Consider the following 24,413-nt stretch of genomic DNA (forward strand, 5'->3'; position numbering starts at 1 on the left):
GGTAACCGGCCCGGCCGGCGGACCGCCGGTTGCGGCGCAGCGGTGTTATCCGTCGCGTAGCGGTGCAGCAGGCGTCGCCCTGGGCCCGGGGGCTCTACAGCACGTTCAGCATCGCGAGCGCGGCTTCCTGCAGGTGCGGTAGCACGCGCCGCACGGCAGCGTCGGTCGTCTCCGTGCCGATCGGCATGTTCGTGCTCAGCGCGGCGACGACTTCGCCGTGACGATTCTTCAGCGGCACCGCGATCCCGCGCACGCCGACCTGCAATTGCTGCTCGATCGCCGCGAAACCGGCGTCGCGCGCGTGGTCGACCTGTTCGAGCAGGCGCGCCTTGTTGGTGATCGTGTGCGGCGTGAACGGCGGCAGTTCGGTGTCGTCGAGCCACGCGCGCACGGCCTCGCGATCCGGATGATGGGCGAGCAGCACGACGCCCGGCGACGTCAGCGGCGCCGGCACGCGCGCGCCGAGTACGAAGCCGGTCGTCATCACGCGCGACACGCCGTTGCGCGCGATGAACACCAGTTCCCAGCCGTCGAGCACGCTCACGTAAGCCGATTCGTTCAGCGACGCGCTCAGTTGCTGCAGATAAGGCTGGACCGTGCGCGGCAGCCGCGCCGAATCGAAGTACGACCAGCCGACCCGCAGCACGCGCGGCGTCAGACCGTACAGCTTGCCGTCGGTGTACACGTAGCCGAGCGATTCGAGCGTCAGCAGGTAGCGTCGCGCGGCCGTGCGCGTGAGGCCGGTGCGCGCGGCGGCCTGCGTGGGCGTCATGCGCGCATGCTGGCTGTCGAATGCCTCCAGGAGGCATCAGGCCTTTTTCGAGGCCGGCAATCCAGTCGCGTCGGTCGAGATCGGGCTTTTTCATCGTCGGGGAGCGGTGCCGTCATGCGCGATGATCGCGCGGGAGTGGGCGATTATCGCGCGATTCGACTGGCGGCAGCTTCCGATATGCATGCGTTATGCGTCGTCTTTGCAGGCAAGATACGGAAGATATACAATCGTCAATGTATATCCAAGGAGGTACGTATGCAGGTCGCAAAGTGGGGCAATAGCCTGGCCGTCCGCCTTCCCGCCAGCGTGGTCGAAGCCCTGGAGCTCCGCGAAGGGGACGATATCGAAATCGTCGTCGATAGCCCGCGCGTTTTTGCCGTCAGCCGCAAGCCGAGGCCCGATGAACTTCTGCAACGGTTGCGGCGTTTCAGGGGCAAGCTGCCCGCCGATTTCAAGTTCAGCCGGGACGATGCGAATGAGCGGGATTGAGTCGGCGAAATCGTTCGTCGACAGCAATGTCGTGCTTTATCTGCTGTCCGGTGACGAAACCAAGGCGAATCGGGCGGAGGCGCTGTTCCTTCGGCGGCCGACCGTCAGTGTCCAGGTACTGAACGAAGTCGCCAGCGTTTGCAGCCGAAAATTGCGGACGCCGTGGAGCGACGTGGCGCAGTTTCTGGAACCGATCAGGAGCTTGTGCCATGTCGTACCGGTCACGATCGATACGCATGACCTGGCGCGAAGGCTGGCGGAGCGACATGGCCTGTCCTTCTATGACGCGTGCATCGTCGCCGCCGCGTCGCTCGAGGGCTGCGAGTACCTGTACACCGAGGACATGCGCGATGGCCTGCGTGTGGACGGCGGACCGGTGCTGCGAAATCCGTTCGCCTGAACGTCGGGAATTTCGGGCGCGCTGCCGACATGCCCATTGATGGAGCGCTGCGATCAGGCCGGGCGATGCGCGTCGATTTGCTTGTGCTCGTAGCACAGTGCCGCAATCCGCCATCGTGCGTCGTCGATGCACCACAGCTCCAGAAAATCGAAGCGGGAGTCGATCGCCCGGTCTATCCAGACGGATCCGACACCCGATATCGTCGCCCATTGTCCGTGCGCGACGATCTGCATGGCTTCGTCCCGATACGCGACACGCGGTGTATCCGACGCGCGGTCGGCCGCAACGGAGCGCATCCGTGCGACATATTGCGTCTTCGTTCGAATGCGATTCTCGTGCTGGATGAAAAAGTGCGGGCTCGCCACGAAATCGAGCTGCTCGACGTCGGCGTGACGATATGCATCGAGCCAGGCGTCCCGCATCTGCGTCAGCGTGAATCGGGGTTTCATGTGCGGCGTCATTTCCTGTCGGATCGCTGGTCGAGTGGCTTTCGTCGGCCATCGCTCGGGAAGGGAAGCAGCCTATAGCCGAGGCAGGTACGGGAGCAATTGGACAAGTCTGAATCTGGTCTTTCCGTGAGCCATCGGATCGTGCGCATGACACGGTCATCGTTTTTGGAACCCAACATGAAATTTCGTGAACTCGCGGTGGCCTTGCTCGCTGCGGCTGTGCCGGCGCTCGCCGGCTCCAGTCCTGCAAGCGACACCGGGCTGACTCGTCCAACCGTCGACGTGCGTGCATGGCCGCGCATGACGTCGCCGAAATTCGGCTGCTACGTCGAAACGACTTTCGACTACCGCGACAAGCGCTTCAACTGCGCGCTGAAGAAGTACCGGAACACCGGCGACGCATGCAAGAACACGACTGCGTACTACGAAGGCCCCGCATTCCCCGACCGGCTCGCGGCCCGCGTGCATCCGCTCGCGACGAAAGTCGAGCTCGACTGGGAGCATGGCGACCTGCAGATGGTCACCGTCACGCTGAAGGGAACGTGGAACGAAGCGGACGTGCGCAAGGCGTTCGGGTTGCCGCGCGCGGAGGGGCGCAAGCTGACCGAAGCGGAGTTGCGCAAGCAGCCGGACAACCTGATGGGCACGAGCATCCAGTATCCGTCGAGCCCGACCGACGACAGCATCGGCAGGCGGCCGAGCGATCCCGCCCACGGGACGACCGCCGTAATGCTTTACGGCTTCGACCACATGGGTGCAGGCGACGTCGAGTGCGGGGAGGGAAAGTAACGCCGGCAGGCGAAGCGGCGATCCTTCACGGCGCGCCGGTTGCCGGGCAGTCTGCTGACGCCGGCCAGAGAAGGAGGGAAGACGGATGAGGCGCCGACTTCACGCGAGCCGCACCCGCCGGAGCGGCATTATTCGCTGCTCGTCCACTCGACGTTCGCGCCGACCGAGCGCAGGTTCTCGACGAAATGCGGATGCGCGCGGCGGATCGGCAGCGCGTTCATGATTTCCGAGCGGCCTTCGATGCTCGCGGCCACCATCAGCAGCGCGATCGCGACGCGGATGATGTACGGGCTCTCGACGCGCGCCGGCGTCAGTTGCAGACCGCCGAACGTGATCAGCCGGTGCGGATCCGACAGCAGCACGTGCGCGCCGAACTTCGACAGTTCGCCGGACCAGCCGAGCGCACCGTCATACACCTTGTTCCAGAACATCGCGCTGCCTTCCGCGCGCACGCCGAGCGCGATGAAGATCGGCAGCAGGTCGACCGGCAGGTACGGCCATGGCGCGGCTTCGACCTTGGTCAGGATGTTCTGCGTGAACGGCCGGCGCACACGCAGCGGGCCGTCGCGTTCCGCGCGCGACCAGCCATCGCGGTGCGTGACGTTGACGCCGAACTTCGCGAACGTGCGGTCGATCAGCGGGAAATGCTCGGGCGACGAGTTGCGCACCGTGATGTCGCCGCCCGTGATCGCGCCGAGCGCGAGGAACGTCGCGATCTCGTGGAAATCCTCGGCGAAGCGGAATTCGCCGCCGCCGAGCTTGCGGCCGCCCGTCACGCAGAGCCGCGACGTGCCGATGCCTTCGATCGCGACGCCGATCATCGCGAGGAACTGGCAGAACTCCTGCACGTGCGGCTCGGACGCCGCGTTCATCAGCGTCGACGTGCCGTTCGCGGTCGTCGCGCACAGCGCGAAGTTCTCGGTGGTCGTCACCGACGCGTAGTCGAGCCAGTGATCGTTGGCCGTCAGCGGGCCGTCGGTGCGGACGATCAGCGAATCGGGCGTGCGTTCGATGTGCGCGCCGAAGCGTTCGAACACCTCGACGTGCGGATCGATCTCGCGCACGCCGAGCGTGCAGCCTTTCACGTCGTTCTCGAGGCGCGCGACGCCGAAGCGCGCGAGCAGCGGCGGAATCAGCATGATCGACGAGCGCATCGCCTCGGGCAGCCGATGGACGGCCGGATCGAACTTCGTGTTGCGATGGTGGAGTTCGAGCAGGCCCGTCGTGAAGTCGACCGACACGTCGCTGCCGAGCGTGCGGAAGATGTCGAGGATCTTGCGCACGTCGGTGATGTCCGGCACGCCGACAAGGCGCAGCGGCTGATCGGTCAACAGGGTGGCGCACAGGATCGGCAGGACGGCGTTCTTGTTCGCGGACGGCTTGATGTCCCCGCGCAGCGGAGTGCCGCCGTGGACGATGAGATTCGACATGATATGGGGGCGTATCGGTAACTGACGTAGGCCCATATGATGCCATTGGTCGGCGGAGGGTGTGGAATGTTCGGAGGGGAAAAGGGGGATCGGCGCGCGTGATTGACGGTGTTTGACGTTGGGCGGAGAGGTGCCGCCGTTCAGCTGACGGCCGACGCAGGGAAATGGCCGGCCGCGGATCGGGCCGGCCACGCGCTCACTTCGTCACTGCGCCGCCCGCATCCGCGCGGCAACCACCAGCGAGATCAGGCAGCCCGCCGCGAGATAGCCGGCGACGAGGTGCCACGAACCGCCGGCGAGACTGACGAAGCCGACCGCGATGAACGGCGTGAACCCGCCGCCGACGACGCTCGCGAACTGGTAGCCGACGCCCGCGCCGCTGTAGCGGTATTCGGCGCCGAACAACTCGGTGAACAGCGGCTGCTGGACGCTCACGACCATGTCGTGCGCGGCGTTCGCGAGCAGGATCGAGAAGATCACGATCCACGCGATCGACCGCGCCTCCAGCGCGATGAAGAACGGCACCGCGGATGCAAGGCCGATCAGCGCGCCGATCAGGTAGATGCGGCGCAGTCCGTAGCGGTCGGCCAGCCACGCGAAGCACGGGATCGTCAGGCAGCTCACCGCGCCGACCAGCAGGCCGATGTTCAGGAACAGGTCGCGTGACATGCCGAGGTTCGTCGTCGAATAGCTGAGCGCGAACGCGGTGACGATATACATCGTGAACAGTTCGGCGAGCCGCAGCGCGATGATCAGCAGGAACGCCTTCGGATGGCGCGTCAGCGCTTCCAGCACCGGCAGGCGCAGCTTGCGGTTGCCGTGTTCGACCTTCTCGACGAACTCCTGCGATTCGTCCATGTTCTTGCGCACCCACAGCCCGATCAGCACGAGCACGATGCTGAACACGAACGGCAGGCGCCAGCCCCACGACTTGAACGCGGCCTCTCCGAGCGTATGGCTCAGGATCGACACGATGCCCGTGGCCAGCACGAGCCCGACGCCGTAGCCGACCTGCACGCCGCTGCTGTAGAACGCCTTCTTTTGCTTCGGCGCGCTCTCGACGGCCATCAGTGCCGCGCCGCCCCATTCGCCGCCGACCGCGAAACCCTGGATCGCGCGCATCAGCACCAGCAGCACCGGCGCCCACCAGCCGATGGTCGCGAAGGTCGGCAACAGGCCGATCGCAACCGTCGACAGCCCCATCAGCATCACGGTCAGCACGAGCATCCGCTTGCGTCCGAGCCGGTCGCCGTAGTGGCCGAACACGACGCCGCCGAGCGGCCGGAACAGGAAGCCGACGCCGAACGTCGCGAACGCCGCGAGCGTGCCCATCGTCGGGCTGACTTTCGGGAAGAACTCGGAATTGAATACCAGCGCGGCGACGATCCCATACAGCAGGAAGTCGTACCAGTCGACGACGGCGCCGACGAAGCTGCCGATCGCGGCCTTGCGCGCCTGGCTGCGCGCGCGGGCGCCGGTGGCAGCGGCGTCGAGGGTGTCGAAGGTTGGGGTCATGGCGGTGTCTCCTGGCACGGCGCATCGTGGAATCGCGGCGGCGCCGCGTCCGATGCTGCATTGAAGTCGATGGGTGAACGGAGAATAGGGTGCGCGCCGCACGGCGGCAATTGGCCAATCGGGCAAAGTGCGCGATTATCGTTCATATTCGTGCGATTATCGAACGCTTTCCGGGTTTGCACTAGGCGGTGCGACGATATCCCGTTCGGCCAGGGTGTGCCGCCGTGAACGATCTGGTTAAAATCTGCAGCATAGAAAGCTCGCCCGTTCGGGGCGGATGCCCGGTCGCCACATCGGCCGCGCAAGCCGCCCGCGCCGGGCGCCATCCCCATCGACCGCATGCCCCCGGAGACTGGAATGCCCGGCAATTCCCACCCCTTGTCCAGCGATACGCCGCCTGTTGCCGATTCGGCCGCCAATCCGCTCGGGATGGCCGGCCTCGAATTCGTCGAATTCGCGGCGCCCGTGCCGGAAGCGCTCGCGCAACGCTTCGAGCAGCTCGGGTTCAAGGCGATCGCGCGGCATGTCAGCAAGAACGTCACGCTGTACCGGCAAGGGCAGATGCATTTCCTGATCAACGCCGAGCCCGATTCGTTCGCCGCGCGCTACGCGGAGGAATACGGGATGGGCGTCTGCGCGATCGGGCTGCGCGTGGCCAGCGCACGGCGCGCGTTCGAGCGCGCGATCGAGCTCGGCGCGTGGGCGTTCGAGGGCGAGCGGGTCGGCGTCGGCGAGCTGAAGATCCCGGCGATCCAGGGTATCGGCGATTCGCACCTGTATTTCGTCGACCGCTGGCGCGGGCGGGACGGCCAGCGCGGCGGGGTCGGCGATATCTCGATCTTCGACATCGATTTCCGGCCGATCGACATCGCGACTGCGCACACCGATCTCGATTGCGCGGGCGTCGGCCTGCAGCAGGTCGACCATTTCACGCAGACCGTCGGCGCGGGGCGCATGCGGGAGTGGCTGGATTTCTACCACGACCTGCTGCATTTTCGCGAAATCCACGAAATCGACGCGCACTGGCATGTGTCGGAGGAATCGCGCGTGATGGTGTCGCCGTGCGGCGCGGTACGGATTCCGGTCTACGAGGAAGGCACGCGGCGCACCGAGCTGATGCATGCGTATCTGCCCGACCATCCCGGCGAGGGCGTCCAGCACGTCGCGCTTGCCACCGACGACATCCTGTCGTGCGTCGATGCGCTGCGCGCGAACGGCGTCGAATTCATCGAGCCGCCCGCACGCTATTACGACGACGTCGATGCGCGGCTGCCCGGGCATGGCGTCGATCTCGACGCACTGCGCCGCCGCGCGGTGCTGGTCGACGGCGAGATCGGCAGCGACGGCGTGCCGCGCCTGTTCTTCCAGACCTTCGTCAAGCGCCGGCCCGGCGAAATCTTCTTCGAGATCGTGCAGCGCAAGGGGCACCACGGGTTCGGGGAAGGGAACCTCGCGGCGCTCGCCCGCGCGCGCGACGCGGGCTGAACGGCTCGCGGCGCTCGTCGAACCTCACGCGGCACCTCCCGCCCCGAGCTTGCGGCTCTGGCGACGCATGCCGTCGAAGATCGCGTCCGCCACATCCGCCGGAAAATCCGCCGGAATCTGCGCGGCGACTTCGGCAATCGCAGGCTCGGTGCGCGCGGCGACGGCCGCCATCGCGGCGCGCACGTCGTCTTCGGTCAGGCCGACGCGCCGGCCCTGCGCGATCCAGTGACGCGGCTGGATCTCGCCGATCACGTAGTGCCGGTTCTTCCCGCACACGGCCATCGCAAGCCGCGCGCGGCGCGGCGGCAACTGGTTGCGGCGCGTGCCGATGATCGGATGCGCGGACAGCACGTCGTACAGCGGCGTGCTGCGGTACGTATTGCCGGGCAGGTGCGCGATGCTGAAGTTCTTCGCGTGGCCGTCGATCGCCGCCAGTACCCAGAACACGAGCTGCGCGACGAAGAAATTCGTCCTGTCGTGCGCGGCGTCGGTCGAATTCGCGAGGATGCCCATGATCGTCTCGATGCCGGGGCCGCCGTCGGATTCGTATTTCGCGCCGGACGGCGTGCCGGTCGCCTGGCACATGTCCTCCTGCGGCAGCCGCAGGATCCACGTGCCGTCGCGCGAAGGACGCCGGTCGAAGCGCTCGACGATCAGCGCCTTCTGGTCGCCGAACCGGCCGATCTCGCACGGCGCGACCGGCAGGCCGTAAGCGGCGACGAGCTTCGAGCACAGCCATTCGTTTTCGACGGACGTCCGCATGTCGGCCTGCATGTTCCCGACGCGCCCGAGCGGCAGCTTGAAGATGTGCGTCGTCGGCGTGCTGCCCGACGGCCGCAACCAACGGTTTCCCTGACGCAGCAAGGCGGTCTTTTCCTGCGCGCCGGCGATCGACAGGCGCAGGTCGCCGTCCGGCTCAGCGCGGCCGGGCAGCGGCGCGGCGGTCGCGTGGCGCAGCACGCCGGCGACGGCTGCGTCGTCGAGCGCCACGCCGTCGATCGTCTCGAGGTCGACGGGCATTTCGCCGGGCGGCAGCATCTGGATCGCGCCGACGCAATCCCGGCCGATCGACGCGAGCAGTTCGAACGGCGCCGTCGATCCGAGCCGGTAACGCTGCGCGATGCGGCGGCGGATCGGCTCGCTGTCCGGCAGCAGGTTGTCGAAGTAGTCGGCGACGATCGCGCCCTGGTGCGGCTGGTTGCCGGGCGTGAAGGGCAGCGACAGCGACAGCGGCCGCCCCTGTGGATCGTCGAGCCAGCCCGGCAGGTAGACGAGGCGCTCGACGCCGCGCCGGATTTCCCAGTAGCCGACCGGAATGCCGTTCATCCACAGGTCGAGCCGGTCGTGGCGGGCGCGCGACGCCATCGTCACCAGTCCTCCCGTTTCGAGACCCGTGACTTGCCCGGCGCTGCTGTCGCCGGCCGCTTGCGCGCGGCGCCGGTCGTGGTTTTGGTTTGAGCTTTTGCTGCCTTTGCTGCCGTTGCGCCGCGCGCCGGGTCCGGCATGCGCTGTTTCGCGGCCGGCTTGCGAGCCGCCGGCCGTGCATCGGCACTGGCATCGGTACTGGCTGGTCCCGCCGATTCATCCTGCGTGCCCAGGTCGAGCGTCATCCGAACGCCGAGCGTGTTCAGCACCTTGAAAAGCCGTTCGATGCTCACCGCCGACGGATTGGCTTCGAGCTGCGCATAGGATTGCTGCGTGACGCCCAGGCGGGCGGCCAATTGCGCCTGCGTGAGCCCCGCGGATTTCCGGAAGCCGACGAGTATCGGGCGCAACTGGGTCAAGGTCTGGACGGGAAAGGCCATCGGGCGCTCCGCAGGATGACAGGCGATCGTTTGTAATCTGAAAATACAGTCTATGGCATGTATTGTCAAAATACAAATCCGAGGCTGTATTTCAAAAAAACAAACGATAACCTGTTATGCGAAAACCCGACCAACCCTCGTGACGGCGGGTGCCGTGCATGATGCCCGCGCATCTCCCCGCATCACGCCGCCCGCCGAGACGTCGCTCGCGCTGCTGCACCGGGCTGACACCACTCGAGGAAGCGGCGGCGGAGTCGGGGATCAGCAAGAACACGGCGCGCACGCACCTGCGTGCGATCTTCTCGAAGACGGGGGTCACGCGCCAGGCGACGCTCGTACGGATCCTGCTCGGGAGTGTGGTGCCGCTCGCGTAGCCGACCCATCGGAGGGAGTCGGCCGGCATTCGTCTGGCGACACGTCGTCATCGGTCAACGCCTCGCGTGACGCACGGCGATGACGGCATCATGCAAAAGAGGCTCGCTCGTACGACGCGAGCCTTTTTGTCATTCCGCCCAGCCGATAACCGATTGCGCGTATCGGAAGTTTCACGCGTCGGCGCCATGCACGACGACGCCGACCGCGTTCACGAACCGCGCGTCGAGCGATTCGCCCACGCGGCCAACATCGGCCATTGCGCACCGCCGCGCCGGATGAAACCGGCGCCCGTGCGGATCACGAGCGCGCCGATCGCGAGCGCGGCCACGTCGTCGAGACGGCCGAGGCCGACCAGCGCCGCACTCATCGCGAGCGCCGCCAGCAACGCCGACAACGCATCGATACGCACATGCCAGCCGCTCGCCTCGAGCAGCGCGGAGTCCGTCTCGCGCGCCTTGCGCAGCATCCAGTGCGACAGCACGGCCTTGCCGGCGAGCGTGACGGCGACGAGCGCGAGCGTCGTCGCGCCCGGCTGCACGACGGGCGGCGTGTCGAACCGGTTGACCGCGTGCCAGATCATCCGAGCGCCCGTCGCGACCAGCAATACGCCGAGACCCGCGAGCGCGAGCGGTTCGTAGGTCGGGCGCCGCTCCGGCGGGCGCGCGTCGAGCCGACATGCGACGAGGATCAGTGCGTCGACCGCGAGATCGATCGCCGCGTGCGCGACGTCCGCGAGCAGCCCGGACGAATGCGCGAACCACGCCGCAGCCGTCTCGACGGCGAGCAGCAGCAGGTTGATCGCGAGGCTGACGGCGAGGGCGCGGGACGTGGCCGCATAAACGTGGGGCGTGGCGCGCGACGTACGCTGCATGGCGGATTCGTCTGTCGATAGCGTAGGGGAGCCCCGAACGCTACCGGTCGACGGTGGCAGATCAATGACAGGCGATGGCCGCGGCGCAACCGGTCGGCGATGCTTGCGTGCCGACGGCAGCAGCGCGGCGAAGCGATCCGCACGCACCGGGCGCGGCCGCGGCCGGCACAGATGCGAGACAAGTGGCCGGCGTGCGCCAGGTCGGCCAAACAGGCGCTCACCGAGCGTCGCGATAGTGATCCCTGATGAATACGGGAAGATCGTTTGACGGTGGCGCGAAAGGCACCTGATACATCATGTCGCTGACAAAACCGCGGTGATAGGTGCCGTGATTGACGACATGCAGCACGATTTGCTCGCGGGTCATGACACCTTTTCCCCCACCAACAAACTCGAAATGAACGGCTTTCGCGAGATCCACGTCCGACCAGGTGTCGACAAGATCGATGTACCAGCACTCCATTTCCTGAACCGCTTTCCAAAGATCGGAAACGGCAGGCGTATGGTCGGTGTTGCGCGAGGTGTAGGTGTGCTTCTTTCCTTGCAGATGATGTCTGAAAATGTCGTCGACCACGTAGACGTGATTCAAGGTATGCACCATGTTTCCGAACCGCGTCGGTCTCTGCCGAAGGGCTTCGCCAGCCGGCAGGTCCATCACGCTCTTGAACGTCAGTCCATTCGCCCAGGACTTGTAGCGCACCAGCATTCTCAAGGTGTCTGCTGCCGAGGCGGGCAGTGTGATGCGATCGGTGGTTACGGATGGAGCAATCTGGTTCTGCGAGGGGGCAGACATGCTGAAACTCCTTGCGTGTTTTCGAGCGTCAGACAACGCTCAGGTTGATCCGGTGCTGTCGCGTCACGCCGGCAAGCAGTCTTGCGGGCAGGCTGTTCAGCGTATGGGGCGACCCGGACAGGCGTCATGTGCGCCAGCTCGCCTGAACATCAGGTTGCCGCTTTCTCGTTTGCCTTTTCAAAAGCCGCTGAGCCGGCCTTCGACATGCGTACGCGTCTTGCCGCCGACCCAGATTCGGCCTGCCTCGTCGCGGGTCAAATGAATGCGGCCATGGCGGCCGAGGCGTGTCCCCTGGGCGGCGACATAGTCGTCCTCGACCACACCTGTCGCGAACAGCCACTGCGCCATTGAAGCATTGAGGCTTCCAGTGACCGGATCTTCGACGATAGCGCCCAGATGGTCGCTGAAGAAGGCGCGAACCTCGAAGGCCGCGTTGCCGCCTGTTGCATGAGGGCCAATGACGCCGACATCGATCCGGCCGGGCCAACTGCGGAGCGGATCGAGGGCAAGCACCGTCTCCGCCGATACCAGCCTGACGCCCAGCCATCCGGGGCCGTTGTCGATCCAGGCGGCATCGAGGACATCGCCGGATTCGATCCCCAGCAGTCGCCGAGCCTGATCCAATTCATCCTGTGCAGGCGCGCCGGAGCGGATCAGCGGCGGGGCGGCGAAGGAAAGCCGCTCGTGATTGCGTCGGATCGGAACCAGCCCGGCTCCGCATTCCTGGACGATTTCCGCTTCGCTCTTCGGCACGCGCCCCGTCGAGAGCCACGCATGACAGCTGCCGAGCGTCGGGTGCCCGGCAAAAGGCATCTCCCTGTCCAGCGTGAAGATCCTGACCCGGTAGTCGGCCTCAGGATGCGTGGGCGGCAAGAGAAAAGCGGTCTCGGACAGGTTGAACCACCGCGTCAGCCGCTGCATGTCATCCGTTGTCAGCGCATCGGCCCCGATGACGACCGCCAGCGGATTGCCCGAAAGCGGCCCGGCGCCGAAGACATCGATCATATGGATCGCAAAGGTCATGACATCGCTCTTTCAATTCAGATCGGTTCGTGATGGCGCCGACAAACCGGAATATCAACGTTGCCAGGCAAGCAGATTGACTCCCGCAACGGCGAACACCGCGGATAGCGTGCCTTCAATCCAGCGCCGGAGGCTGGTATACAGGGCGATCATCCGGGCGGTCGAGAAGAGGACCGCATAACCGCCGAACACGATGACGCCGAGGAACGCGCAACCACCGATGATCGCCGCCAAGGTGCCGCCGGGGGCGTGCTCCTGAAGCCCAAGGGACATGATTGCCATCCAGGCCAGAACCGCCTTCGGGTTTCCGACATGCATGAGAATGCCCTGGCGATAGAGCCGCCGATAACGAGGTGTCGAGCGTCCTGGTTCGATCTTCGCGAAGCCGGAGCCCGGTTTCAGCGCCGACCTGCCCGTGCGAAACGCCAGGTAGAGCAGATAGACACCCCCAACCATCTTTATGATGAAAAGCGCCTCGGCATAGGCCGCCAGCACGGCGGAAACGCCGGTCGCGGCCAGGATCGCCCAGAAGAGCGAGCCCGTGATGACGCCGGCAGCCAGAACGAGGGCCGGCAGACGGCCGTCGCGCATCGCTGTTCCCATGATCGCCATGTTGCTCGGCCCGGGGCTGGCGGTGGCGATGAGATAGGTGCCGTAGGCGAGTGCGATCTGACTGGCGATCATTCGAGTTTCTCCAGGGATGCGGGGCGTCTCCAGTGTCATGGCTGGAGGTCTCCGCGATGAACGATATGGACCTTGTTCCCGTCCGGGTCGCGCAGATACGCGCCGAAGTAGCCGTCACCGTAGTGGGGGCGTAACCCGGGTGCACCGTCGTCCGTCCCACCGTGCTCGAGACCATTCGCGTAGGCCGTGTTCACGGCTTCTTGCGAGGGGGCCAGAAAGGCGACCATGCTGCCGTTGCCGATGGTCGCCGGCTCGCCGTCGTAAGGGATGTAGACATAGAAGCGCGGCAGCGGCGATTGACCGGTTACCCAGCAAAGCGCCGGAGGCCCGCCATCGGACATGACGACGCGACGCTTCAGTCCGAGCGGAGCGAGCACCGCGTCATAGAAACGGCCTGCCCGCCCAAGATCACGCGCCCCAACAGTTACGTGGCTGAACATTTGACTCTCCATGCGCCCGTCATGGCGATCAGGCGCCTCCAGAAATGCATGACTTCATCCAATCACATCGCGCATGTTACTCTTTTCGTTTATATAAATAGTGTCACGTGACACTAATATCTAGGCGGCAAACATGCTCCTGCAATCCCCCTGGTCGCCACGGCTTGCCGACATCGACGCGAATACCGCCGAGCGGTTGGTCCTCGCGCTGGCCGACGACATCGTCGAGGGGCGGCTGACGGGAGGCGACCGTCTGCCCGCTCATCGCGATCTCGCGTTGAAACTGGGGATCGGCCTTGGCACGGTGACGAAAGCCTATGCCGCGCTTGAACGGCGAGGCCTGACGCGCAGCATCAAGGGCCGGGGAACCTTCGTGGCGATCCGCCAGGCGCATCAGGATCGCCAGATCGACCTTTCGTCCAATGTGCCGCCAGCCATGCTCGACGCTCGCTTGCTGGCGCGAACATTGACGGGGATCGCACGCAAGATCGATGCGGATCATCTCAATCTCTATGCCCCGCCCGCCGGGCATATGGAGCACCGACGTGTGCTGGCCCGCTGGCTCGAAACGCTGGGCCTGATGGCGGAACCGTCGCATCTGGTGCTGACGAGCGGCGCCCGCCAGGCGCTGTCATTGGCCTTCGATCTTGCCTGCGGCTCGCAAGGGCTGCTTCTGACCGAGCGGATCACCTATCCTGGCGCGATCGCGCTGGCTCGGCGCAACGGATATCGGATGCAAGGCGTCGAGACCGACGCGCAAGGAATGGCGCCGGGGGCACTGGCGGACGCACTCGACGGCACTGCATCGACCGGCAGTAAGGCGGTCTATCTCACACCGACGCTGCACAACCCGACCACGGCAACGATGGGCGCGGAACGAAGGCAGGCCATCGTGGATATTTGCCGCCGGGCGGGCGCGTGGATCATCGAGGACGGCGTCTATGCGTCGGCAGAGCCGGCTTTGCCACCGCTTGCGGCGTTGGCGCCCGAGATCACCTTTCATGTGAACGGGCTGTCCAAATCGCTTGGCCCCGGTTTGCAGATCGGCGTGCTCGCGCTGCCGGCCGGACTCGACGACGCAGCGGAAGACGCGCTGCGGGACCTGCCAATGGCGCCGTCGCCGCTCTCTTGCGCAGTGGTTGAGGAATGGCTGGCCACCGACGTCATCTCCTCGATCCAGCGGGATCTGCACCATGAGGCGCGGCGTCGATCCAATCTCGCCATCTCTCTGCTCGGCGCGAGCGAACTGATCTCGCATCCCGGCGCCTACAACGCCTGGCTGCCGATGGAGCGTGACGCTGCCAATCGTGTCGCATCCGTCGCTGCAGCGATGGGTATCAAGTTGACCCCGCCGGAATCCATGATGGTGAACCCGGAAGATCGGGCGAGCGGGATTCGACTTTGCCTCGGCGGCCCGTCATTCGACGATCTGACGGAAGCACTGACGCTTCTGGCAGGGCTGCTGAAGCAGCGCGCTTGACGCCACCGGACGAGCACCGTACGTAATAGCGGCTCTTTGGTCTGGCGGTTACAAAACCGTGCAAACGATCTGCTTCGATTCCACGCGCCATGCCCCGCCTGATCATCTCGACATTATAGAAATAATGTCAAATCAACAGACCACGGAAATTGGATATCTACCGGTTTACGTTATATTATTTACGAAATTCCCGACAAAACCCGCCATGTCCGATCTCGCTGCCGACGAACCGCGCCTGACCGCCGAAATCGAGCGCCTCAAGGCCGACTTCCCGAAAACCCGCGAGCTGTACCGCGAGGCCTGCGCGCTGCTGTTCTTCCGCTTCGGCATCACGCCCACCGCGAACCGTCTGTACCAACTCGTCCGCAAGGGCAGCATGAGCACGCCGACGGCCGTTCTCGGCGAGTTCTGGGCCGAGCTGCGGGAAAAGAGTCGCGTGCGGATCGAACATCCCGACCTGCCGGCCGATCTGCAGGCGGCGGCCGGCGAGCTGGTCGCGGCGTTGTGGAATCGGTCGAGCACCGACGCGGCCGCCGCGCTCGACGCACTGCGCGCGGAAGTCGAAGCCGAACGCACGGCGGCGAACGCGGAAGTCGCGACGCTGCGGGCCGAGCTGGCCCGCACCGAAACCGCGCTCGAGCAACGCACGGCCGCGTTGCTGGCCGCGCAGGTGCGGATTCAGGAACTGGAACAGGCGAGGGCGGCCGACGACGCATCGCGGCGCGCGCTGCAAGCGGAGATCGAACGCCTGAAGGCCGACAACGCGGAAGGCGACCGCGCACTCGCGCAGGCGCGCGCGGATTTCACGACCCAGCTCGACCGGCTGCGCGACGACGCGGGCCGGGCCGAGGAACGCTTGCGCGCATCGGAAAAGCGGGCGCTTCAGGAGATCGATCGCGAACGACTTACCGCCGCGCGGTTGCAAAAGGAACTCGACGCGACGGCATCGCGCGCCGAGCAGCGCGATGCGCAGCAGCGGAAGGATGTCGCCGCGCTGCAGGCGCAACTCGGCGATGCGCTGCATCGATGCGGGGTGCTTCAGGGGCAGCTCGACGGCGCGCAGGCGACCGACGCGGCGCGCGCCAAGGAACTCGATGCGCTGCGGCGCGAGATGACGGTGCTCGCACGGCGGGCGCCGCTTCGCGGCGTGAAGACGGCTCCCGCCGAGCAGCGAAGCGAGCGGCGGGCGCGCACGAGGAAACGCACCGACGAAGCGGTGCGCTGACGGCGGTCGATTGTCCGGTCGCGATCGGGTAAAGTGCCGCTCAATCGGCCGGCTCGACGTTACTAGACGACCGGTCTAATCGTTGCTACCATACGCCATCATGAATGCATCGTCAGGCGCGGAAGTCCGCCAGCACATCCTGAACATCGCGAAGCCGATCATGCTCCACAAGGGGTTTTCGGCGGTCGGTCTGAACGAGATTCTCGCCGCGGCGGGCATCCCGAAGGGCTCGTTCTACCATTACTTCGGCTCGAAAGAGGCATTCGGCGAAGCGCTGCTCGAAGCGTATTTCGAAGGCTATCTTGCGCATCTCGACAATCTGCTCAAGCATCAGGCCGGCACGGGCGCCGAGCGCCTGATGACGTACTGGGGCAACTGGCTGCACACGCAATGCGCGGACGATCCGGAAGGCAAGTGCCTCGCGGTGAAGCTCGGCGCGGAAGTGTCGGACCTGTCGGAAGCGATGCGCGCGGTGCTGCGGCGTGGTACGAGCCAGATCATCGAGCGGCTCGCGGGCGGCATCGAGGCAGGGCTGGCCGATGGCTCGCTGAGCGCGGTCGACGATCCGCCGCACACGGCCGCGATCCTTTACGAACTGTGGCTGGGCGCAACGCTGCTGGAAAAGATTCACCGCAACCGCAAACCGCTCGAAAGGGCGATGGCCGAAACGCGGCGCATGCTGAACCTGCCGCCGGCCGCGCATGACGGAGCGCAGTCGTAACCCGGGCGCGCAGCGGCGCGCCTTGTTTTTGCCTTGACTCTAGACGACTGGTCTACTCATCGACGCATGACGAATACCTCGCTCCGCGTTACGCTGTCCCGATTGTTCCAACCGCACGCATGCAAGCACGCCGGCCCGACCGCCGACGCTGCCGCGCGTGCGCGCCTTCTGCTGGTCCATCCCTGATCCGATCGTGCCCACGAAGCACGTTTCTTCCTGTTGACGGAGACTCACATGCCGCAAAGCAAGACCGCAAACCGCCAGATCATCCTGACTTCACGCCCGGTCGGCGCGCCGACGCCGGGCAACTTCCGCACCGAATCCGCCGACGTGCCGACGCCCGGTGCCGGCCAGGTGCTGCTGCGCACGGTCTGGTTGTCGCTCGATCCGTACATGCGCGGCCGGATGAGCGACGCGCCGTCCTATGCCGCGCCGGTCGAGATCGGCGACGTGATGGTCGGCGGCACGGTCAGCCGTGTCGTGTCGTCGAACCTGCCCGCGTTTCGCGAAGGCGATCTGGTCGTCGCGGGCGCCGGCTGGCAGGACTATGCGCTGTCCGACGGACGCGACCTGATTCCGCTCGGCCGCGACTTCGCGCATCCGTCGTACGCGCTCGGCGTGCTGGGCATGCCGGGCTTCACCGCTTATACGGGGCTGCTGAAGATCGGCGAACCGAAGGCCGGCGAAACCGTGGTCGTCGCGGCGGCCAGCGGCGCGGTCGGCTCGGTCGTCGGCCAGATCGCGAAGCTGAAGGGCTGCCGCGTGATCGGTGTCGCGGGCGACGCCGACAAGTGCGCGTTCGTGACCGATACGCTCGGCTTCGACGCGTGCGTCGACCACCGCGATCCGGCGTTTGCCGCGAAGCTGAAGGAAGCGTGCCCGAACGGTATCGACGTCTATTTCGAGAACGTCGGCGGCGCGGTGTTCGACGCGGTGTGGCCGCTGCTCAACGATCATGCGCGCGTGCCGGTGTGCGGAATCATTGCGCACTACAACGACGCGGCATACGACGACACCGCGGTGTCGACCGGCCGTGATCGCGTGCCGGCGCTGATGGGTGCGATCCTGCGCAAGCGCATCCGCGTGCAGGGTTTCATCATCCTCGATCACTATGCGACCGGCTATGCGCCGTTCCTGAAGGAGATGAGCGAATGGGTCGCGCAGGGCAAGGTGAAGACGCGGGAAGATGTCGTCCCCGACCTGGCCGACGCACCCGAAGCGCTGATCGGCCTGCTGGCCGGCAAGAACTTCGGCAAGGTCGTCGTGCGCGTGGGCCCGGACGAACTGGCCTGATGCTGCGGCATGGCAACACAAACACACACCACGGTTGCACGCCGGCGTCGCGCGACGCCGGCTTGTGGCATGCTCGATTCCGTTTCGAAAGGAGTGAAAAGATGGCGCTTCACGTGATTGCTTCGCTGTTCCTGAAACCCGAACACGCGCAGGCCGCCGAGGCCGAGCTGCGCAGCATGGTCGTCAAGACGCGCGCCGAACCGGGCAACCGGCGCTACGACCTGTTCCGCGAGCAAGACGGCTCGCCGAACCTGCACCTGTACGAGATCTACGACGACCAGGCCGCATTCGACGCGCACCTCGCCAGCCCGTATTTCGGCGAATTCCGCACGAAGTCGGCCGACTGGTTCGCGGCACCGCCGGTCATCAAGGTGCTGTCGGGCATCGACGTGGCCGAGTAACGACGCAGGACCACCGCCGCGGCTCGTCCCCATCCGGGCCGCGCGGCACCCGTCGCGCACCGCGCGACGGCGATGACGACGGCACCGTGCGGCGCGCCACGCGCGCCGCTTCCCCAATACACCGGCCCCCGGAGGCTGAATGGTCACCCTCAACATCAACGGCGAGACCCGTACGGTCGACGCCCCCGACGACATGCCCTTGCTCTGGGTGCTGCGCGACGTCGTCGGCCTCACCGGCACGAAGTTCGGCTGCGGGATCGCGCAATGCGGCGCGTGCACCGTGCATCTCGACGGGGTCGCCGCGCGCTCGTGCGTGCTGCCGGTCGCGGCCGTCGCGGGCCGCAGGATCACGACGATCGAGGCCGTCGGCGCGACGCCGGCCGGCCACAAGGTACAGCAGGCGTGGCGCGAGCTCGACGTCGTCCAGTGCGGCTACTGCCAGTCGGGGCAGGTGATGGCGGCCACCGCGCTGATCGCATCGAACCCGAACCCGAGCGACGCCGACATCGATGCTGCGATGGCCGGCAACATCTGCCGCTGCGGCACGTACAACCGGATTCGCGCGGCGGTCAAGCAGGCCGCGAAGGGAGCCTGAGATGAAACAGCCCCCACGTTCACTTTGTTCACTGCCCCCCGAGGGGGCGGTCGGCCCCCTTGAGGCTGCTCTGCGGAGGCTGACATGTCGCGAGGACTGATCGAAGCCGGCAAGGTCGCCGGGCAAACGGCAGGCGCCGGCGTGTCGCGCCGCGGGTTTCTCAAGTTCGGCATGTCGCTCGGCGCGGCGGCGGGCGGCGGCTTGCTGCTCGGCTTCAGCCTGCCGGCGGCGGGTGACGATACGCGCCGTTCGGTGATCGGCGGCGATGCCGACGAAACCGCGCGCGCCGGCGTATTCGCGCCGAACGCGTTCGTGCAGATCGACCGCGGCGGCAAGGTCACGCTGGTGATGCCGAAGGTCGAGATGGGGCAGGGCGTCTATACGGCGCTGCCGATGCTGATTGCCGAGGAACTCGAAGTGCCGCTGTCGAGCGTGACGCTCGATCATGCGCCGCCGAACGAGAAGCTTTTCCTCGATCCGCTGCTCGGCGGCCAGCTCACCGGCGGCTCGACGTCGGTGCGCTACGCGTGGGAACCGCTGCGCCGCGCGGGCGCAACGGCGCGCACGCTGCTGGTCGCGGCGGCCGCGAAGCAATGGAATGTCGATCCGGCAACCTGCCGCGCGGCGAACGGCGAAGTGCAGCACCCGCCGAGCGGCCGGCGCGCGTCGTACGGCCAGTTGGCCGACGCCGCGGCGAAGCTGCCGGTGCCGAAGGACGTCGCGCTGAAGAAGCCGGAGGATTTCAAGCTGATCGGCACGCCCGCGAAGCGGCTCGATTCACCGGAGAAGGTCGACGGCACCGCGCAGTTCGGGCTCGACGTGCGCCTGCCCGGCATGCTGTACGCGGTGATCGTGAACAGCCCGGTGTTCGGCGGCACGGTCGCAAGCATCGACGATACCGCCGCGAAGAAGATTCCCGGCGTGCGCCAGGTCGTGCGCGCGGACAACGCGGTCGCGGTGGTCGGCGATCACACGTGGGCCGCGAAGCGCGGCGCGGCGGCGCTCGTCGTGAAGTGGAACGAAGGCACGGGCGCGAAGGTGTCGATGAAGGACATCGTCGCCGATCTCGCGCAGACCGCGGCGAACGGCAAGGGTGCGGTCGCACGCAAGGACGGCGACGTCGGCAAGGCCTTCGCGAACGCGAAGACGCGCATCGACGCCGTCTACGAGCAGCCGTTCCTTGCTCACGCGACGATGGAACCGGTGAACTGCACGGTGCACGTGCGCAGCGACGGCTGCGAGATCTGGGTCGGCACGCAGGTGCCGACGCGCGCGGTCGACACCGTGCAGCGGCTCACGAGCTTTCCGCCGGACAATATCGTCGTGCACAACCACCTGCTCGGCGGCGGCTTCGGCCGGCGCCTCGAAACGGACATGATCGGCCAGGCGGTGAAGATCGCCAAACAGGTCGGCGCGCCCGTGAAGGTCATCTGGACGCGCGAGGAGGACATCCAGCACGACATGTACCGGCCGTACTACTACGACCGGATCTCGGCCGGCCTCGACGCGAACGGCAAGCCGGTCGCGTGGCAGCACCGGATCGTCGGCTCGTCGATCCTCGCGCGCTTCGCGCCGCCTGCGTTCAAGGACGGCGTCGATCCCGACGCGGTCGAGGTCGCAACCGACCTGCCGTACGACCTGCCGAACCAGTTGATCGACTACGTGCGGCAGGAGCCGCGCCACGTGCCGACCGCGTTCTGGCGCGGCGTCGGGCCGACGCGCAGCACCTTCGTCGTCGAGAGTTTCATCGACGAGCTGGCGGCACAAACCAAGACCGACCCCGTGCAATACCGCCGCGCACTGCTCGGCAAGACGCCGCGCGCGCGCAACGTGCTCGACGTCGCGACCAAGGCTGCCGGCTGGGGGCCGTCGCTGCCGAAGGGGCAAGGGCGCGGCGTGTCGGTGATGCATGCGTTCGGCAGCTTCTTCTCGATCGTCATCGACGTCGCGGTGGACGACGGCGACGTGCAGGTCAAGCGCGTCGTGTGCGCGGTCGACTGCGGGATGTCCGTCAATCCGAACACGATCGAGGCGCAGGTGCAGGGCGGCATCATCTTCGGGATCACGGGCGCGCTGTACGGCGAGATCACGATCGAGGACGGCCGCGTCGTGCAGAGCAACTTCACCGACTACCGGATGCTGCGGATCAACGAGACGCCGCCGATCGAGGTCCATCTGGTGAAGAGCGGCGAAGCGCCGGGCGGGATCGGCGAGCCGGGCACGGCCGCGACCGCGGCGGCGCTGTCGAACGCGATCTTCGCGGCAACCGGCAAGCGGCTGCGCAAGCTGCCGGTCGGCAACCAGCTGAAGACGGCCTGAGGGGAGGAAACGAACATGCGAAACCTCACCCTGAACACGTTGCATGGCACCTCGAACGCGCTCGGCGCATCGCTGCTTGTCCTGTCCGCGCTGCTGGCCGGCACGGCCGCGCATGCCGCGCAGACGGCGCCGGCCGACAGCGCGCTCGTCGCGCGCGGCGCCTATCTCGCGAAAGCCGGCGACTGCGTCGCATGCCATACCGCGCCGCGCGGCGTGCCGTTCGCGGGCGGCCTGAAGATGGCCACGCCGATGGGCGCGATCTACACGACCAACATCACGCCCGATCCGGACACCGGCATCGGCGGCTACACGGAAGCCGAGTTCGCGGGCGCGCTGCGCGCGGGCGTCGCGAAAGACGGCCACCGCCTGTATCCGGCGATGCCGTATCCGTCGTACGCGAAGCTGAAGGACGACGACGTGAAGGCGCTGTACGCATACTTCATGCACGGCGTCGAACCGGTGAAACAGGCGAACCGGCCGGCCGACATCCCGTGGCCGCTCAACATGCGCTGGCCGCTCGCGCTGTGGAACGCGGTGTTCCTCGACACGACGCCGTACGCGGACAAACCGGGCAAGGATGCGGCGTGGAACCGCGGCGCGTATCTCGTGCAGGGGCTCGGGCACTGCGGGTCGTGCCACACGCCGCGCGGTGCCGGCTTCCAGGAGAAGGCGCTCGACGAAGGCGGTACGGCATTCCTGTCGGGCGCGGCGATCGACAACTGGTTCGCGTCGAACCTGACCGGCGAGCACAACACGGGGCTCGGCCGCTGGAGCGAGGCCGACATCGCGCAGTTCCTGAAGACCGGCGCGAACCGGCACGCGACCGCGTTCGGCTCGATGGTGAGCGTGATCAACCACAGCACGCAGGCGCTGAACGACGACGATCTGGCCGCGATTTCCCACTATCTGAAGTCGCTGCCGGCCGCGGGCGGCACGGGTGCGCCGCCGTACAGCTATGATCCGAAGCCGACGCAGGTGGTGCTGGGCCGGCCGGCAGCCGATCCGGGCGCGAAGGTGTATAACGCTTACTGCCTGCATTGCCACGGCGCGGACGGGCGCGGTTACGCGCCGCTGCTCGCGCCGCTCGCCGGCAATCCGAACGTGCTCGAAACCGATGCATCGTCGCTGATCAACGTGACGCTGAACGGCAGCGATACGCTCGTGATCGACGGCGTGCCTTCCGCGTATCCGATGCCGGCGTTCTCGAACCAGTTGAACGACCGGCAGATCGCCGACGTGCTGACGTTCATGCGCGCCGGCTGGAACAACGGCGCGCCGGCCGTGCAGGCGGCGGACGTCGCGAAACTCCGCAAGGCGACGGCGGCCGCGCATTGAGCGCGGCCCCATGCGGAACGACGGCAGGCCGGCGTGCCTGCCGTCTGCACCGCCGGGTGGTGGTCAGCCCCGGCGGCTTTGCTCTTTCTGTCAACCGGCGCGCGGCCGTGAACGGCAGCGCGCGTTTTATCGACGCAATGTAGGGGTGTCTGGATGGCTAACGTGACTTATACGGATACGCAGTTGCTGATCGACGGCGAGTGGGTCGACGCCGCGAGCGGCAAGACGATCGACGTCGTGAACCCGGCGACCGGCAACGCGATCGGCAAGGTGGCCCACGCGGGCATCGCCGATCTCGACCGTGCGCTCGCCGCCGCGCAGCGCGGCTTCGAAACGTGGCGCAAGGTGCCCGCGCACGAACGCGCGGCGACGATGCGCAAGGCGGCCGCGCTGGTGCGCGAGCGCGCCGACGCGATCGCTCGGTTGATGACGCAGGAACAGGGCAAGCCGCTCACCGAGGCACGCGGCGAAGTGCTGTCGGCGGCCGACATCATCGAATGGTTCGCGGACGAAGGCCGCCGCGTGTACGGCCGGATCGTGCCGCCGCGCAACCTCGGCGCGCAGCAGACGGTCGTCAAGGAACCGGTCGGCCCGGTCGCCGCATTCACGCCGTGGAATTTCCCGGTCAACCAGGTCGTGCGCAAGCTGAGCGCCGCGCTCGCGACCGGCTGCTCGTTCCTCGTGAAGGCGCCGGAGGAAACCCCCGCATCGCCGGCCGCGCTGCTGCGCGCGTTCGTCGACGCGGGCGTGCCGGCCGGCGTGATCGGCCTCGTGTACGGCGATCCGGCTGAAATCTCGTCGTACCTGATCCCGCACCCGGTGATCCGCAAGGTCACGTTCACGGGTTCGACGCCGGTCGGCAAGCAGCTCGCCGCGCTCGCGGGCCAGCACATGAAGCGCGCGACGATGGAGCTGGGCGGGCACGCACCGGTGATCGTCGCCGAGGATGCCGACGTCGCGCTCGCGGTGAAGGCCGCCGGCGGCGCGAAGTTCCGCAACGCGGGGCAGGTGTGCATTTCGCCGACGCGTTTCCTGGTGCACAACAGCATCCGCGACGAATTCACGCGCGCGCTGGTCAAGCACGCCGAAGGGCTGAAGATCGGCAACGGCCTGGAGGAAGGCACGACGCTCGGCGCGCTCGCGAACCCGCGCCGGCTGACCGCGATGGCGTCGGTGGTCGAGAACGCGCGCAAGGTCGGTGCGAGCATCGAGACGGGCGGCGAGCGGATCGGCTCGGCAGGCAACTTCTTCGCGCCGACCGTGATCGCGAACGTGCCGCTCGAAGCCGACGTGTTCAACAACGAGCCGTTCGGCCCGGTCGCGGCGATCCGCGGCTTCGAGAAGCTCGAGGATGCAATCGCGGAAGCGAACCGTCTGCCGTTCGGGCTGGCCGGCTACGCGTTCACGCGTTCGTTCGCGAACGTGCACCTGCTTACGCGGCGCCTCGAAGTCGGGATGCTGTGGATCAACCAGCCGGCAACGCCGTGGCCGGAAATGCCGTTCGGCGGCGTGAAGGACTCGGGCTACGGGTCGGAAGGCGGGCCGGAAGCGCTCGAGCCGTACCTCGTCACGAAGTCGGTGACGGTGATGGCCGTCTGACGGTCGATCGTCCGCATGCGCGCCGTCCGTCGCTGGTGCGGCGCGCGTGAAAACGGCGCAGGTCGGGTATCGTGCCCGGCCTGCGCCGTTTTTTTTGTTTTCCGATCACCATGGCGTGGCGATTC

23 protein-coding genes and 2 pseudogenes are annotated in these 24,413 nt (G+C 66.7%); 14 read left to right on the forward strand and 11 right to left on the reverse strand.

Translation table 11 applies throughout. The features are described 5' to 3' along the window. Window positions 1–94: 94 nt before the first annotated feature. A pseudogene (locus tag GD429_RS12940) lies at window positions 95–866 on the reverse strand (IclR family transcriptional regulator C-terminal domain-containing protein). 161 nt (window positions 867–1,027) lie between these two features. Here GD429_RS12940 and GD429_RS12945 point away from each other — a divergent pair. Then, on the forward strand, window positions 1,028–1,261 hold the full coding sequence (locus tag GD429_RS12945) for an AbrB/MazE/SpoVT family DNA-binding domain-containing protein (protein ID WP_152857320.1): 234 nt from the start codon (window positions 1,028–1,030) through the stop codon (window positions 1,259–1,261). After that, entirely contained in the window at window positions 1,248–1,661 is a 414-nt protein-coding gene (locus tag GD429_RS12950; protein ID WP_152857282.1) for a PIN domain-containing protein, read from the forward strand. Before GD429_RS12945 ends, GD429_RS12950 begins: the two co-directional genes overlap by 14 nt. Before the next feature lie 53 nt (window positions 1,662–1,714). Here the strand turns inward: GD429_RS12950 and GD429_RS12955 are convergent, their stop codons facing one another. Next, complete coding sequence (locus GD429_RS12955; protein WP_152857283.1) at window positions 1,715–2,110, reverse strand: DUF4440 domain-containing protein; 396 nt, start codon at window positions 2,108–2,110, stop codon at window positions 1,715–1,717. Window positions 2,111–2,287: 177 nt separating this feature from the next. Here GD429_RS12955 and GD429_RS12960 point away from each other — a divergent pair, with 177 nt between their 5' ends. Continuing rightward, window positions 2,288–2,899 carry a hypothetical protein gene (locus tag GD429_RS12960; protein ID WP_152857284.1) on the forward strand — a complete coding sequence of 204 codons (612 nt, stop codon included), beginning with the start codon at window positions 2,288–2,290 and terminating at the stop codon, window positions 2,897–2,899. Window positions 2,900–3,027: 128 nt separating this feature from the next. On the opposite strand, the gene GD429_RS12965 is transcribed toward GD429_RS12960, so the two are convergent. Next, on the reverse strand, window positions 3,028–4,329 hold the full coding sequence (locus GD429_RS12965; protein WP_152857285.1) for a UDP-N-acetylglucosamine 1-carboxyvinyltransferase: 1,302 nt from the start codon (window positions 4,327–4,329) through the stop codon (window positions 3,028–3,030). A 204-nt stretch (window positions 4,330–4,533) separates the two neighbouring features. Then, window positions 4,534–5,844 carry a shikimate transporter gene (gene shiA, locus GD429_RS12970; protein WP_152857286.1) on the reverse strand — a complete coding sequence of 437 codons (1,311 nt, stop codon included), beginning with the start codon at window positions 5,842–5,844 and terminating at the stop codon, window positions 4,534–4,536. A gap of 357 nt (window positions 5,845–6,201) precedes the next feature. Here shiA and GD429_RS12980 point away from each other — a divergent pair, with 357 nt between their 5' ends. Next, window positions 6,202–7,329, forward strand: a complete 1,128-nt coding sequence (locus GD429_RS12980) for a 4-hydroxyphenylpyruvate dioxygenase family protein (protein WP_152857287.1) — start codon at window positions 6,202–6,204, stop codon at window positions 7,327–7,329. Window positions 7,330–7,353: 24 nt separating this feature from the next. On the opposite strand, the gene GD429_RS12985 is transcribed toward GD429_RS12980, so the two are convergent. Together GD429_RS12985 and GD429_RS12990 are read right to left on the reverse strand one after the other, a co-directional pair. Beyond that, complete coding sequence (locus tag GD429_RS12985) at window positions 7,354–8,694, reverse strand: type II toxin-antitoxin system HipA family toxin (RefSeq protein ID WP_152857288.1); 1,341 nt, start codon at window positions 8,692–8,694, stop codon at window positions 7,354–7,356. 2 nt (window positions 8,695–8,696) lie between these two features. Continuing rightward, a complete protein-coding gene (locus GD429_RS12990; RefSeq protein ID WP_152857289.1) occupies window positions 8,697–9,134 on the reverse strand; it encodes a helix-turn-helix domain-containing protein in 438 nt (145 codons plus the stop codon). A gap of 190 nt (window positions 9,135–9,324) precedes the next feature. Here GD429_RS12990 and GD429_RS12995 point away from each other — a divergent pair. After that, window positions 9,325–9,508 (forward strand): annotated as a pseudogene (locus tag GD429_RS12995) (helix-turn-helix transcriptional regulator); the annotation flags it as partial. Between the two features lie 209 nt (window positions 9,509–9,717). Here GD429_RS12995 and GD429_RS13000 read toward each other — a convergent pair. From GD429_RS13000 to GD429_RS13020, 5 genes are all read right to left on the reverse strand, one after another. Continuing rightward, window positions 9,718–10,380: a cation diffusion facilitator family transporter gene (locus GD429_RS13000; protein ID WP_152857290.1), complete on the reverse strand. Its 663-nt coding sequence runs from the start codon at window positions 10,378–10,380 to the stop codon at window positions 9,718–9,720. 217 nt (window positions 10,381–10,597) lie between these two features. Beyond that, entirely contained in the window at window positions 10,598–11,173 is a 576-nt protein-coding gene (locus GD429_RS13005) for a DinB family protein (protein ID WP_152857291.1), read from the reverse strand. A gap of 177 nt (window positions 11,174–11,350) precedes the next feature. Beyond that, on the reverse strand, window positions 11,351–12,196 hold the full coding sequence (locus GD429_RS13010; RefSeq protein ID WP_152857292.1) for a PhzF family phenazine biosynthesis protein: 846 nt from the start codon (window positions 12,194–12,196) through the stop codon (window positions 11,351–11,353). A 54-nt stretch (window positions 12,197–12,250) separates the two neighbouring features. Further along, window positions 12,251–12,880, reverse strand: coding sequence for a LysE family translocator (locus GD429_RS13015; protein ID WP_152857293.1), 630 nt, complete (start codon window positions 12,878–12,880; stop codon window positions 12,251–12,253). A gap of 35 nt (window positions 12,881–12,915) precedes the next feature. Beyond that, the gene (locus tag GD429_RS13020; protein WP_152857294.1) at window positions 12,916–13,320 is read right to left on the reverse strand and encodes a VOC family protein; all 405 of its coding nucleotides are present in this window, start codon (window positions 13,318–13,320) and stop codon (window positions 12,916–12,918) included. 133 nt (window positions 13,321–13,453) lie between these two features. On the opposite strand from GD429_RS13020, the gene GD429_RS13025 reads away from it, so the two are divergent. From GD429_RS13025 to GD429_RS13065, 9 genes are all read left to right on the forward strand, one after another. Then, the gene (locus GD429_RS13025; protein WP_152857295.1) at window positions 13,454–14,800 is read left to right on the forward strand and encodes a PLP-dependent aminotransferase family protein; all 1,347 of its coding nucleotides are present in this window, start codon (window positions 13,454–13,456) and stop codon (window positions 14,798–14,800) included. 205 nt (window positions 14,801–15,005) lie between these two features. Beyond that, window positions 15,006–16,025, forward strand: a complete 1,020-nt coding sequence (locus tag GD429_RS13030) for a DNA-binding protein (protein WP_152857321.1) — start codon at window positions 15,006–15,008, stop codon at window positions 16,023–16,025. A 100-nt stretch (window positions 16,026–16,125) separates the two neighbouring features. After that, entirely contained in the window at window positions 16,126–16,746 is a 621-nt protein-coding gene (locus GD429_RS13035; protein WP_034179527.1) for a TetR/AcrR family transcriptional regulator, read from the forward strand. Between the two features lie 234 nt (window positions 16,747–16,980). Then, window positions 16,981–18,039 (forward strand): NADP-dependent oxidoreductase, encoded by a 1,059-nt coding sequence (locus tag GD429_RS13040; protein WP_152857296.1) that lies wholly within the window; start codon window positions 16,981–16,983, stop codon window positions 18,037–18,039. Window positions 18,040–18,140: 101 nt separating this feature from the next. Continuing rightward, a complete protein-coding gene (locus tag GD429_RS13045; RefSeq protein ID WP_152857297.1) occupies window positions 18,141–18,440 on the forward strand; it encodes a putative quinol monooxygenase in 300 nt (99 codons plus the stop codon). Between the two features lie 139 nt (window positions 18,441–18,579). Further along, a complete protein-coding gene (locus GD429_RS13050) occupies window positions 18,580–19,035 on the forward strand; it encodes a (2Fe-2S)-binding protein (RefSeq protein ID WP_131948378.1) in 456 nt (151 codons plus the stop codon). An 84-nt stretch (window positions 19,036–19,119) separates the two neighbouring features. After that, window positions 19,120–21,354: a xanthine dehydrogenase family protein molybdopterin-binding subunit gene (locus GD429_RS13055; protein WP_152857298.1), complete on the forward strand. Its 2,235-nt coding sequence runs from the start codon at window positions 19,120–19,122 to the stop codon at window positions 21,352–21,354. A 15-nt stretch (window positions 21,355–21,369) separates the two neighbouring features. After that, window positions 21,370–22,689: a c-type cytochrome gene (locus GD429_RS13060; RefSeq protein WP_152857299.1), complete on the forward strand. Its 1,320-nt coding sequence runs from the start codon at window positions 21,370–21,372 to the stop codon at window positions 22,687–22,689. Window positions 22,690–22,842: 153 nt separating this feature from the next. Continuing rightward, entirely contained in the window at window positions 22,843–24,288 is a 1,446-nt protein-coding gene (locus GD429_RS13065) for an NAD-dependent succinate-semialdehyde dehydrogenase (RefSeq protein WP_152857300.1), read from the forward strand. The last annotated feature ends 125 nt before the right edge of the window (window positions 24,289–24,413 follow it).

This window comes from Burkholderia sp. BE17, assembly GCF_009362305.1.
GTDB classification, from domain to species: domain Bacteria; phylum Pseudomonadota; class Gammaproteobacteria; order Burkholderiales; family Burkholderiaceae; genus Burkholderia; species Burkholderia pyrrocinia_C.